Source organism: Acinetobacter sp. SH20PTE14 (assembly GCF_021391555.1).
GTDB lineage: Bacteria > Pseudomonadota > Gammaproteobacteria > Pseudomonadales > Moraxellaceae > Acinetobacter > Acinetobacter amyesii.
The window spans coordinates 1,476,292-1,489,523 of the sequence record NZ_CP090067.1; the positions used below are offsets into that span (position 1 = coordinate 1,476,292).

The 13,232-nt window shown below is 38.6% G+C and carries 12 protein-coding genes; 5 read left to right on the top strand and 7 right to left on the bottom strand.

Annotated features, from left to right (window positions below; all coding sequences use genetic code 11):
• Nucleotides 1-58: 58 nt before the first annotated feature.
• Nucleotides 59-544, bottom strand: coding sequence for an Lrp/AsnC family transcriptional regulator (locus tag LXF01_RS07390; RefSeq protein WP_078188537.1), 486 nt, complete (start codon nt 542-544; stop codon nt 59-61).
• A 215-nt stretch (nt 545-759) separates the two neighbouring features.
• The gene (locus tag LXF01_RS07395; protein WP_180093605.1) at nt 760-1,620 is read right to left on the bottom strand and encodes an alpha/beta hydrolase family protein; all 861 of its coding nucleotides are present in this window, start codon (nt 1,618-1,620) and stop codon (nt 760-762) included.
• A 174-nt stretch (nt 1,621-1,794) separates the two neighbouring features.
• On the opposite strand from LXF01_RS07395, the gene LXF01_RS07400 reads away from it, so the two are divergent.
• Nucleotides 1,795-2,256, top strand: a complete 462-nt coding sequence (locus tag LXF01_RS07400; RefSeq protein WP_180122366.1) for a hypothetical protein — start codon at nt 1,795-1,797, stop codon at nt 2,254-2,256.
• A 274-nt stretch (nt 2,257-2,530) separates the two neighbouring features.
• Here LXF01_RS07400 and LXF01_RS07405 read toward each other — a convergent pair whose 3' ends face one another.
• Nucleotides 2,531-2,767, bottom strand: a complete 237-nt coding sequence (locus LXF01_RS07405; RefSeq protein WP_078188534.1) for a hypothetical protein — start codon at nt 2,765-2,767, stop codon at nt 2,531-2,533.
• A 557-nt stretch (nt 2,768-3,324) separates the two neighbouring features.
• Nucleotides 3,325-4,617, bottom strand: coding sequence for a branched-chain amino acid transport system II carrier protein (gene brnQ / locus LXF01_RS07410; RefSeq protein ID WP_180102483.1), 1,293 nt, complete (start codon nt 4,615-4,617; stop codon nt 3,325-3,327).
• Between the two features lie 348 nt (nt 4,618-4,965).
• Between brnQ and map the strand changes: the two genes are divergently transcribed.
• Complete coding sequence (map, locus tag LXF01_RS07415) at nt 4,966-5,760, top strand: type I methionyl aminopeptidase (protein ID WP_078193926.1); 795 nt, start codon at nt 4,966-4,968, stop codon at nt 5,758-5,760.
• 299 nt (nt 5,761-6,059) lie between these two features.
• Nucleotides 6,060-7,150 (top strand): IS4-like element ISAba1 family transposase gene (locus tag LXF01_RS07420; protein ID WP_151725855.1). Its coding sequence is split into 2 segments (ribosomal slippage): nt 6,060-6,600 and nt 6,600-7,150, totalling 1,092 coding nucleotides; the frame shifts between segments, so codons are not numbered across the junction.
• A 120-nt stretch (nt 7,151-7,270) separates the two neighbouring features.
• On the opposite strand, the gene LXF01_RS07425 is transcribed toward LXF01_RS07420, so the two are convergent.
• Nucleotides 7,271-8,185: a LysR substrate-binding domain-containing protein gene (locus tag LXF01_RS07425; protein WP_233945311.1), complete on the bottom strand. Its 915-nt coding sequence runs from the start codon at nt 8,183-8,185 to the stop codon at nt 7,271-7,273.
• Between the two features lie 279 nt (nt 8,186-8,464).
• On the opposite strand from LXF01_RS07425, the gene LXF01_RS07430 reads away from it, so the two are divergent.
• On the top strand, nt 8,465-9,376 hold the full coding sequence (locus LXF01_RS07430; protein ID WP_078188530.1) for a LysR family transcriptional regulator: 912 nt from the start codon (nt 8,465-8,467) through the stop codon (nt 9,374-9,376).
• A gap of 134 nt (nt 9,377-9,510) precedes the next feature.
• Here the strand turns inward: LXF01_RS07430 and LXF01_RS07435 are convergent, their stop codons facing one another.
• Entirely contained in the window at nt 9,511-10,419 is a 909-nt protein-coding gene (locus LXF01_RS07435; RefSeq protein ID WP_233945312.1) for an alpha/beta fold hydrolase, read from the bottom strand.
• Nucleotides 10,420-10,444: 25 nt separating this feature from the next.
• Nucleotides 10,445-10,984, bottom strand: a complete 540-nt coding sequence (locus LXF01_RS07440) for a PadR family transcriptional regulator (protein WP_078194002.1) — start codon at nt 10,982-10,984, stop codon at nt 10,445-10,447.
• A gap of 181 nt (nt 10,985-11,165) precedes the next feature.
• Here LXF01_RS07440 and LXF01_RS07445 point away from each other — a divergent pair, with 181 nt between their 5' ends.
• Nucleotides 11,166-13,190, top strand: coding sequence for an NADPH-dependent 2,4-dienoyl-CoA reductase (locus LXF01_RS07445; protein WP_233945313.1), 2,025 nt, complete (start codon nt 11,166-11,168; stop codon nt 13,188-13,190).
• Nucleotides 13,191-13,232: the final 42 nt, after the last annotated feature.

Sequence of the window (13,232 nt, forward strand, 5' to 3'; positions counted from 1 at the left end):
GAACTCAATTGCCCTTAAATTTTAAAGTCATCTTATAGATTAGATCTATATTGGCTCATTACTCAATCATCATGAGGTCAGCACTGCTGGCAGATTTTAATTGTCGTAGCGCAAAAATAGAGCGGGTATGGCGTATACCTTTCATAGAATATAAATTTTTACGTAAAAAACGCTCATAGTGTTCAGCATTTTTAACTGCAACTTTCACCAAATAATCATAATCGCCAGTGACTAAATGTGCTTCTACTACTTCTGGCATATTGGCTAAAGTTTCACTAAATTGATCTAAAATTTCATCGTCGTGACGTTCTAATGTGATTTCAATAAAGAATAATTCATTGATCCCAATCGATTTTGGATTAATGTTGGCTGTATAGCCGTCGATAATTTTTAAATTTTCTAGACGCTTTAAGCGTGTCCAACACGGCGAAGAGGAGAGACCAACACGTTCAGAAAGCTGGGCTATGGTGAGTCGTCCATCTTCTCTTAATGCGGATAATATTAAACGATCAATTCTGTCGAGGTTGTGTCGTGCTTCACTCATGCCAAAATAGAATATAATTGAGAAAAAATAGTTATATCATTTTTTGCAATAGTCGGCTGATGAAAATAAGTACACTTGGACGTTCAGTGCAGATTTTAAAGATAGAAAATAGAATATGTAAGCTGTCAGGCAGTTTGAATGAATCTAAAAGTAGAAATTATTGTGCAGTCCATAAAAAGACCACTCAGCCGGATTACTGACTGAGTGGTAAAAACTTAAGCGTGTAACTGTTGTTCAATGATCGGCCATAGGTTTTGATGTGACGATTTAAACATCAACATATGTCCGATGGCTTTATGACCTGTTTCTTTCGGTTTTAACTCAATCATTTGAGTCAAAGCATTCGGGTATAAACGCAACAAGTCTTTGACATTGGCTTCCGTGGCGATTTCGTCATCAGAGCTCCATACGGCAGTGATCGGGCAGCTCACTTGTTGATGAAAATCATGCTGAACAGTTTTGCCTAAGGCATTGATGACATAACCGGGTTTGCTACAAAATTCAGCCCATTCACGAGCTACATCTTTTGGCAAATTTTCCCCCATGCCAATTGCATTGGTCGGGCCATAGCCAATGGTATAGCGTGCAATGGGGAAGATCACATTAAACATCACTGGAGCTAAAAGCTTGGTGCGACCTTTAAGATCTTTGATATGACCTGTAGAGCCAGAAACAGCAACCATTTTGGCGACTTTGTCAAAATTTGGCACGATGCCTAATAGTTGTCCGCCTGCGCTATGACCAAGTAATATCACTTTAGGCGCCTGCGTTTTACTGATTAAAGCGTCGATTGCCGCCGGGATATCAAGCTGCCCCCATTGAACAATACTTGCTGTCGATTCTTTTAGAGGGCTGTGTAGCGACTCACCAATACCACGAAAATCAAAAACTAAAACGTCATAGCCTTGTTGGCTCAACCATGTTGCATAACTATTATAAAATTGCTTGGTAATGCCTGTGGCTGGACAAATCAACACAGGTAAAACCTGTTTGAGCTCTGTCTGGTGTGGATAATAGCGCGCACTCAGTGAATAGCCGTCTTGGCAATGAATCGTGAGTTTTTCAGATGATGACATGATTCAAACTTCATGGGTGTGTTCCGATGACTCTAATTTACACAAGTTCCAAAAAGAAACCTGAAAAGAGTATGACTCTAAAGTCATGTCATAACAGGTTTGAAGTAAGTATTATTGGAGAAGAAATACAGATAAAAATAATGCGTGTAATTGAACAATGGATGTAAATTAAAAATGGACATGCTTCAACTTTCGGGTGCAGTAAAAATTGCGATAGTCTTTAGTGGGATTTATTTATGGGTAGGTATGCTCACGGGTGTGTGGAAATATGCACAAATAAGACAGTCTGAACTGGCACGTGCGCATTATTATGTCGATATAGCACATCGGAGCAGTTTGTTATACGCCCCAGCGACACTCATTTTGGCGGTATTGGCCTATTTTTCAGCACTTCCACATACACTCAATTTACTGTTTGTAATCATCAATCTGTTCTTTTTTAGCTTTTCGATTTTAAGCTATATACTGCATGGCTATTTAGCCGATACCACCAATCAATTTAAAGTCCCGCACGTCTTAGGCAAATGGCATTTACCTAAATGGATGATGAGTATGGCAATGCTTGGATTGGTGATTGGCGAGTTAATTGCAACACTCGGATTGCTCTTTGGAGTCATTGTTAAATTTTGGTTTTAAGCAAAGTAGTATCAATCATAAATAGTACCAATTAGATTGGAAGCTAATCAGGAGATAAAAGCTTTTAAAGTGCAGACGATGGCTATGTAGAAGAATTTATAAAACAAAATTTGAAGTTCTGCAGAATTGAAAATTTATGAGAAAAGGCTGATGATTTTCTGGTTATTTTAGGGATTATTTGTATTGTTATTTAAAAAGGATTAAATGATCGAGAAGGTAGGGATTGGCATCTTTTCTTTTTTCAAGATGGATGATGCCTCATCCATCTTCTAACTTAAAATTCTGTTGATTTTTGCTTTCGATATTTGTGGTCAATGACTGCCCATAAATAAAAGGCTACAGAGACAATAAGCGCATAAGCAAAATATTCAGGTCTTAAATTTCCTTGTATTAAGCCTTGAATAAGTAGTGTCAGCATGAGAGCAATAGTGGTGCTTGTATAGGTCACCATGTTCTTATTTGCCTTCAGAGCGTTAATGAAGAATTGCTTTTTGAAATGTACTGATAACATCTCCACCCCTCCGTGTTGTTGTTAGCCAAAACCCATGATTTTGGTCAGGTTTGAACTACTGTTGTACTTCGAAACTAGAAGTATTTCAATAGCAAATGTCATTATTTTGTCATAAAACTATGTTAGATCATCATATAAGAATAATCATTTTATTCATATACTAAATATTATGAATCTAAAGGTGTTGACTGGTGAGTAAAATGGTCGATGCATAATATCTATGTATGAATAAGCAATATATATACCAACACGAGTATATCGGCTTTATGACACGAAACCGCCTAGCTTACAGTCTGAATCGGGCTTAATCATGGAGTTTGTGTACGGTGTATTTTGCAGAAAGTATTTGTATTTTAACTATTATTATATTTTGTAGCCAAATGGCTGGCTTTTTTTCTCATCATGAAAATAAAACTTTATTTAAAAGTTCAATGAATTAGGATTATTGCGCTGTAGTAGGACAAATAAATGTCAGTTTGGGTAAAACTCGACAATTATTGGTCACAGGTAAAATCGTCATTCGGGTAAAACTCCGATTTTAGACAAGTCAAAAAAGGTTATTTTTTAACTTTATCAATTACAGCAGCAATAATCAGCACAATCGCAGAAGGGATCAGCCATGCTAAATTTTGTTGAGCAAGCGGTAGATTGGCAATAAAGCTTGGAAGTGCATCTTCGAAACCAGCCACTTTTAAACCGTCAAAAATACCGAAAATAAACGCACATGCGGTAACAGGCGCAATAACTCTTGATGGTGAAATAAACCATTTAGAGCAGAAGCTAAGTAGGATAACTGCAATCGCAGGTGGATAAATCGCACTTAAAACAGGTACTGAAACAGCAATGAGTTTGGTTAAACCTAAGTTTGAAATAAGCAGTGAGAAGCCAACTAAAATGAACACAAAAACTTTGTATGGAATTTTAGTCAATTCTGAGAAATATTCAGCACATGCGCAGGTTAAGCCAATCGCGGTCACCATACATGCAACAAAGATCATTGCAGATAGGAAATAAGCGCCCATATCACCAAAAGCATGTTGTACATATGCATGCAGGATCACTGCACCATTTGTTGCATTTGGAGCAATATCATGGCTGCCCATACCGAGTTTGAATAAGCTGATATAAACCAGGGTAAGACCAATACCAGAAATAATACTGGCAATGACAGCATATTTGGTGACGAGCTTACTATCCGTTACGCCGCGTGAAGTAATGGCTTTGACGATCACAATACCAAAAACTAAAGCGCCTAATGTATCCATGGTTAAATAACCATTTACCACACCTTCTGAAACTGGTGCAGCCACGTAGTTATCAATTGCAGGTGAAATCACACCGGCTGGGATAAAGAACGCAGAGATACCCAGTATAACGAGGCCTAAAATCTTGAGTGGTGAAAGGAAATAACCCACAGTATCCAAAATTTTGTTTGGATAAAGTGAAACAATGGTCACTAATGCAAAATAAATCACGCTATAAATCAGCAGACTGTTTGCGCCGTTACCAAAATAAGAAGAGAAACCAATTTCATATGAAACGGTAGCTGTACGAGGTGTTGCAAATAAAGGTCCAACAGCTAAGTAACACGCGACAGTAAGGATAATGCTGGCTACTTTACCCAAAGGCGAACTTAAAACTTGAATAGAACCTTCAACACGCGACAAAGCAATAATCGTGATGACAGGTAGACCAACTGCGGTGATTAAGAAACCAAATGCAGCTAACCAAACATGTTCACCCGCTTGCTGTGCGACAATTGGTGGGAAAATAATGTTACCTGCACCAATAAACAGTGCGAAGGTCATAAAACCTAAGGCAACAATATCCCGTGTACGAAGACTTGTCATAAAGGGGAGATGAACTGTGAAAAAGGCAATTTTAGTGCAATTAAGCTCGTTTTTGGAGCAAAATTTATAAATCGTATAGATAGTTTTTATAATACGAATTATGAATATATTGACAGATAAAATAATGTTTTATTTATATCTATGATAAATAAAAGAAATTTATTGTATATAAATTTTTTATAGGAATATGTTTAACTATTAAGATTTATCAGATATAAATCAATTGTTCTAATTTTCAGCACTAAATAGGATGCTATAAGCCGAATAAATGCAGAAATATTGGCTGAATAAAACAAAAAAAATCTAAAAGGTCTATAATTCGGTGTATTCAAATTTGAGGATATTCAGATGAAAGCTTCCAAAATCACGATTAAAACCGAGCAAGATATTGAAAAATTACGCATTTCAGGTCGTTTAGCTGCTCAGGTTTTAGAGATGATCGGGGAGTATGTCAAGCCGGGCGTGACCACTGAATATCTAGACGATATCTGCAATGATTTTATCGTCAACACACTTAAAGTGATTCCTGCCAACGTTGGCTACTATGGCTATACCAAAACCACCTGCATTTCACCGAATGAAGTGGTTTGTCATGGTATTCCTTCGAAAGAAACCGTATTGAAAGATGGTGACATTATCAATATTGATGTTGCCATCATTAAAGATGGTTATTTTGGTGATACCAGTCGTATGTACTATGTGGGTGAGGTTTCGCCTGCGGCTAAAAAGTTAGTCGAAACTACCTACGAAGCGATGGTTGCAGGGATTCATGCAGTTAAACCGGGAGCAACTTTGGGGGATGTAGGCTATGCCATTCAACAAGTTGCTCATCGTGAAGGCTACAGCATTGTACGTGAATATTGTGGTCACGGGATTGGTAAGGTTTATCATGAGCAACCAAGTGTTTTACACTATGGTCAACCGGGTCAAGGTGTCATTCTGAAAAAAGGCATGGTCTTTACCATTGAACCGATGATTAATAGCGGTAAAGCGCGTACTAAAGAGTTAAAAGACGGCTGGACAGTAATTACTGCAGACCGTTCTTTATCGGCACAGTGGGAACATATGGTTGTTGTAACCGATACTGGTTTTGAGTTGTTATCTCCATGGCCAGAGGGTACAGGCGAATATCCCGCGATCTAAGCTCTGTAGTGTTGTTAATGCCATATCTGCTGTGTCCAAATGATTGAAGTTAAATAAAGTTATACAGTTGTATATTTTTTGACTTTAGTCTAGATGTTCGTGGTGATTATGGGCGTTATCGTTTTTAAGACTAACTACATTTCTCTAAGTCTTAATTTGTAAGGCTTTGCCTATAGCTCAAAAAATCAGTTAGAGCTATTAACGATTTAATAAAGATGTATTTTATTTCTCTGTACACGACAAAAATAGATAACTCATTGAAATAATGTCACAATAATTGTTTTCTAACGACGAATACTATGACACATCTCAATGAGTTATATCTTATCTTAAACAAATCTCTAAAATGGAACAAGTCACATTTAAAGTGCTTTGCGCTCATCATGCTTGTGATCATTTTAAAGCAAACATGTAATCTTTCTTCTGCATCTAAAGCCTTGCCCATCAAGTGCTTACCACAATCATTTTATCGACGTATGCAGCGCTTCTTTGCAGGTCAGTATTTTGATTATCGTCAAATTTCTCAGTTGATTTTCAATATGTTTTCATTCGACCAAGTGCAACTGACTTTAGATAGAACCAATTGGAAATGGGGAAAACGAAATATTAATATCCTGATGCTCGCAATCGTTTATCGTGGAATAGCGATACCTATCCTTTGGACATTGCTTAATAAACGTGGAAATTCAGATACGAAAGAGCGTATTGCTTTGATTCAACGCTTTATAGCCATTTTTGGTAAAGACCGTATTGTGAATGTGTTCGCAGACAGAGAGTTTATCGGTGAGCAGTGGTTTACATGGTTAATTGAACAAGACATCAACTTCTGCATTCGTGTTAAAAAAACTTCATTGTCACCAATCATTTAGGAAAGAATCATAAAATTAGTGATTTATTTCGCCATCTTAAAGTTGGTCAAATTGAATGTCGTAAACGACGGATTTTGGTTGGTCGGGTGAAACTATATATAAGTGCACTACAGTTAGAAAATGGAGAGCTTTTACTCGTCGTTTCTCCTCAGTTTAATGCCAATGCTATTCAGGATTATGCATTACGCTGGGAAATTGAAACCTTATTCAGTTGTCTCAAAGGACGCGGGTTTAATCTTGAAAATACGCGCTTGACAGACCCTAGACGAGTGAAAAAATTGATTGCGGTGTTAGCTATAAGCTTCTGTTGGTGTTACTTAACGGGTGAATGGCAACATAATCAAAAAAAAGCGATAAAAATAAAGAAGCATGGACGACTCTCAATGAGTTTATTTCGCTATGGTTTAGACTATGTTCAAATGGCGATTCAGCATTTAATTGGTTTTGGGAAAAAAGAAGAGTTTAAGGAAATTTTGGCAATTTTAAGAAAGCAGAATCCTGATAGGATAAGGGTTCTGTGAAATTTGTCGTGTACAGAGATTTTATTTATACAATAGCCCTACAGATTCTGCTGTAGTTTCTGATTTTACTTAGTTTTTAAGTTTTCGCTTACCCATCACATGGGTAAGCTTTTTTTTTGCTTAAAATTTAGCGTGTTCATGTTGGCTGAGTTTTTTAACTAAGTAATCAATGAATACACGGACAGCAGGTAGTAAGCCACGACGAGATGGATAAACTGCATGGAAAATACCATGTGCAGCTTTCCATTCAGGTAGTACACGAACCAAAGCACCTGATTTCACGTGATCGGACACAATACTGTCGGGTAATAACACCACGCCACAATCTTGGCAGGCCAGTGCAGCTAACATCGATAGGTCAGAGCCCATCACGGTTGGGTTAACTTTGATTTTTTTCTGATGATGCTGTGCATCGGTCACAATAATATGTTGATCGAGATGCTCATCCGCCATACTTAATATTTGATGCTGTGATAAATCTTCGGGCTGTTTGAGTTCACCAAATTTATTTAGATACGCCTGACTGGCAAATAAGTGCTGCTCAATTGTTTCAAATTTACGAATGACTAAATTTGGGTCATCGTCTAAATTTGAACGGACACGTAGAGCAAGATCGAAGCCTTCATTAATGATATCTACGCGGCGATTGGTCACCATCATTTGCACTTTAATTTCTGGATATTGCTTTAAAAATTTAGGCAAAATTTTGGTCATTTCATTTTGCGCGATGGAAACAGGTAAGCTGACTTTAATTAAGCCGCGCGGCTGTGTGCTGAGATGATCAACCAAATCGTGTGCGGCTTGAGCGGCATTCATCATGACTTGTGCATGGCGATAGATATTCATACCAATATCTGTAACAGCAAAATGTCGTGAGCTACGTTGAATCAGGCGGACACCTAAACGTTCTTCTAAGTTATAGACCCGACGACTCAGTTTTGATTTTGGAATATCTGTTGCACGTTCTGCTGCACTAAAACCACCATGTTCGACCACTTGGGCAAAACAATAAAAATCATCTAGATCACTCAGCACTGTTCTTATTCCATATTTGCAACGATTTTGCTAATTAACTTGAATTGTTTCATGAAGTCAATCACGTTTTGTAGTTTTTCATGTGAGAAGGTTGAGCAAAATTGCCAAGACTAAAGTCGGGTTAACCTTGTAATCGTTTCACATTAGCATGACCAAATAATAAATCTGGTGTATACATCTTTTAAATAACCGAATTTGAAGGATGTGATTTGAGTGTCGTCCTGATATATTCAAATAAAAGACCATTATGAAAGAAATTCGACATTAAAGGACAATGTCATGGAATTAAGACATTTACGTTACTTTGTCGCCGTTGTAGAAGAACAGAGTTTTACGAAGGCTGCTGAAAAGCTATTTATTGCTCAACCTCCTTTAAGTCGTCAAATTCAAAATTTAGAAGAAGAGTTGGGTGCACAGCTTTTTGAGCGTGGCAGCCGTCCTTTGAGAACCACCACCATTGGCCGTTTCTTTTATCAGCAAGCCGTGAAATTACTTTCCAATGCAGAAGAAATTAAGCTCATTACGCAGCGGGCCAGTGCCACTGAACGTACTATTAATATTGGGTATGGCGGTTCGTTACTCTGTGGTTTATTACCTCGAATTGTTTATTTGTTCCGTCAGCAATATCCACACTTAAATGTAAATTTAATTGAACTGAGTGCAGTCGATCAAATTCAGGCTTTAAAAGAAGGTCGGGTTGATGCATGTTTTAGCCGAGTTCGTGTGTCGGATCAGGCGGTTAAACGTGTGCTATTGCGTGAAGAGCCGCTAATTGTTGCGGTGCATTCAAGCCATCCTTTATCTTCACAGCAGCAGATTGCATTAAATAATCTCAAAGATGAGCAGATTTTTATCTATCCAGCAACGGATGGTCAAAGTTATGCAACGCTGATCAAGTCGTTGTTTTTAGAATATGGTATGGAGCCGAAACGCTTTAACACTCAAGCAGATTTGCAGCAATCACTAGGCATGGTTGCCGCAGGCGAAGGCATTTGTATTGTTCCTGAATCTGTACAAATTATGCAGTTTAGGCATGTGAATTATGTGAAATTATCGGATAGTGCGGCCATTAGCCAAATTTACTTGATCGTGCGGAATGATGATGAAGGGGAATTGGCGCGTCCTTTATTTGATTGTGTTTACCAAGTATATGATTTGGAAGCAATTGAATACGATCGTCGAGTTTTCTAACATTTGTTTTAAAATTAATTTAGATGTTAATTTCGAAATTCAATTTAGAAGCAAACAGTTAAGTAACACTTTCCTTCATACAAAAATAGGCTCAATCTTGAAAGTTTTGAGCCTATTTTTTTTATTTAGTGTTATTAGACCGCTTGTTTTAAAAACTTGGTGACTTCACGGCTGAATTTGACCGGTTCACTGATTAATGGAGTGTGTCCCGATTTTTTAAAAATAATCTGCTCAGCATTGACTAGGCTGTCAGCAATAATTTTTTGACCTTGGGCAGGATAGAGGATCGATTTTGCACCGGTGAAAAAAGTCGTCGGTGCGGTGAGTGCGGCAATGGCTTCACGATAATCTTCAGTATGGTTTAAATAATTTTGAATATACCAATATAAATAGGCCACACTTTGTGAAGGTAACATCAGCTTCTGTAAAGTTGGTTGTTGGTATGCAAAACGGAAAGCGGATAATGCATAAGGATTGCTATTTTGTAAGTCTATGAATCTTAACCAAGCATCGACCAGACCTTGACGGTCATGTTTATTCATCTGCTGTGCAAATGGCACGGAGAGGTTAGTTACAAGTACCTTCGATATGTCTTCTAAAATACTTAAAAACTCAGTGTGACGTTTGCCATATAAACCATATTGCCAATCTTCATCTACTCTAATTTTAGGCGTTTGATCGATGTGCAAATAACGTTTAATTTTTTCGGCAAACTGACCGTATTTTAAACCGTGCATGGTGGTCGTTGCCCCCATGGAGTAAGCAATCACCGTGATTTTATCGTAACCAAGCTGGGAAACTAAGCTGTCAATATCTCGCCAATGGCTTGAAATGGTGTCCGTATTCGGAATTTGACAATGTTTAGAGCCGCCAAATCCACGCCAGTCTGGAATGATAAATTTAAAGTGTTTTCGGTGTTGATATAGAAAAGGGTGCCATTGCCAACTTTGCATGCCGAGTCCAGATAAAACCAGGATGGGTTCTCCTTGACCATATTCACGAACATACAGTTGTTGTTGATCTGGCATTGTATAGTGCGGCATGCGGCTTCCTATTTATTTTTTTGTTTTAGCGATTAAATTTATGCAACTGTGGAATGATGGTTTCAAGCCATTTGATCCAACCGATTTCCAAATCAATCCCAAGCTGTAAAATCATTTTATGAATGTACAAAGTACGGTCTTCATCATGCGCATGTGCAAAGTCTTTTGCAAAAATAGACTGGTACACTTTTAGTTTTTCTTTGTGAATTTCTAGATGACGTTCTAATTCGGGTAATACGCCATTTGTACCCAGCTGAGCTTCTGCACGTAAACGAACCATCAACTCTTCACGTAATTGAGCCGGAGGGCTTTGCTCAACCATCCAATTGGCTAATTCAACACGTCCAAGCTGTTCAACTTGGTAAGTTTTTTTACGGGTTGTACTGTGCTCATCTTCAATGGTGCTGATCCAGCCTTTTTGCAGCATGCCATTGAGTTCACGGTAGATTTGCTGATGTGTTGCATTCCAAAAAAAGCCCATAGAGCGGTCAAAACGGCGTGCAAGGTCGATTCCTGTACTCGGTTTTTCAAGTAAGCTCGTGAGTAAAACATGGGCTAAAGACATATATGGCTCAGTCAAAATAGTTTTGTACTTTTTATTATGCAACATGTTGCATAAAAATCAAATCTCGCATATAAATTAGTGCAACAAGTTGCAAAAATATTGTATACGTAGATGGAAAGAGAAAGCTCGTATACAAGTGAAGATAAAAATAGCCAGCTTTTCAGCACGCTAAGGAGAAAAAATGTCAAATTATCCAAATTTATTGGCACCACTAGATTTAGGTTTTACAACGCTAAAGAACCGTGTATTGATGGGTTCTATGCATATCGGCCTTGAAGAAGCACCGGGTGGCTATGAACGCATGGCAGCTTTTTATGCAGAACGTGCGAAAGGCGGTGTAGGTCTGATTGTAACCGGTGGTATTTCTCCCAATGATGATGGTGTGACATTTGCTGGTGGTTCAAAATTAGACTCTTTAGAAGAAGCAGAAAAACATAAAGTGATTACGCAGGCGGTACATGATGCTGGCGGTAAAATTGCGATGCAGATTTTGCATACAGGTCGTTACTCGTATCAGGCCAATAATGTTGCACCTTCATCTATTCAAGCACCAATTAACCCAGTAAAACCGCAAGCTTTAAGCAAAGCAGACGTCGAACGCACGATCAATGATTTTGCTCGATGTGCTCAGTTAGCACAGACAGCGGGTTATGACGGTGTAGAAGTCATGGGGTCAGAAGGTTATTTAATTAATGAGTTTATTGCTGCACGTACCAACCACCGTGATGATGAATGGGGTGGCAGTTATGAAAACCGGATTCGTTTTCCAATTGAGATCGTGCGTCGTACGCGTGAATTAGTCGGTGAAAATTTTATTATTATTTACCGTCTTTCTATGCTGGATCTGGTTGAAGGTGGTTCGACTTTCGAAGAAGTTGTGCAACTTGCAAAAGCCATTGAAAAAGCCGGTGCAACTATTATCAATACCGGTATTGGTTGGCATGAAGCGCGTATTCCGACCATTGCAACCAAAGTGCCACGTGCTGCATTTACATGGGTGACCAAGAAATTAAAAGGTCTTGTGAATGTTCCTTTAATCACCTCAAACCGTATCAATACTCCTGAAATGGCTGAGCACGTACTTGCTTCGGGTGATGCAGATATGGTGTCCATGGCACGTCCAATGCTAGCAGACCCACGTTTTGTGGAAAAAGCAGAACAAGGTCGTAGTGATGAAATTAATACCTGTATTGCTTGTAACCAAGCCTGCCTAGATCATATTTTCTCGATGAAAATTGCAACATGTTTAGTTAACCCTCAAGCTTGCTATGAAACTGAACTGATTTTTAAAGAATCTGCACAGGTGAAAAATATTGCTGTGATTGGTGCGGGACCTGCAGGTTTAAGCTTTGCAACTTATGCTGCAGAGCGTGGTCATAACATAACTATTTTTGAAGCATCGAGCCAAATTGGTGGGCAGTTCAATATCGCGAAAACGATTCCTTGTAAAGAAGAGTTTTATGAAACGCTGCGTTATTTCAAACGTAAAATAGAACTATTGCCTCAGATTAAATTGGTATTGAACCATACAGCAACGTATGAAGAATTAGCTCAGTCTGATTTTGATGACATCGTGGTGGCGACGGGTGTAACACCGCGTCAGTTAGATATAGATGGTATTGATCATCCAAAAGTATTGAGCTATTTACAGGTATTACGTGAACGTCACCCTGTTGGCAAACGTGTAGCAATCATTGGTGCAGGCGGTATTGGTTTCGATACGGCTGAATATTTAACGCATGAAGGTGAAAGCGGTAGCCTCAATCCTGAGAAATTTTATGATGAATGGGGAATTGATACCACTTATGCACAAGTTGGTGGCTTGAAACATCCAGACGTCGAAGAATCGCCGCGTGAAGTGTATTTATTGCAGCGTAAGGCTAAATCGGTCGGTGCTGGCTTAGGTAAAACCACAGGTTGGATTCACCGTACGGGTTTGAAACACCGTGATGTGAAAATGATTGCGGGTGTAAGCTACGACAAAATTGATGATCAAGGTTTGCATATTACCGTTGATGGTCAACCACGTATTTTAGATGTTGATCATGTGGTGATTTGTGCAGGTCAGGAATCCTATACCGCGATGTATGAACAGCTACAAGCAGATGGGAAAAATGTGCATTTGATTGGTGGTGCGAAAGAAGCAGGTGAGTTAGATGCTAAACGTGCCATTCGTCAAGGTGCAGATTTGGCTGCGGTGATTTAATCAGCCTCATGCTAAACCACGACAACTTCATTCAATTTAATA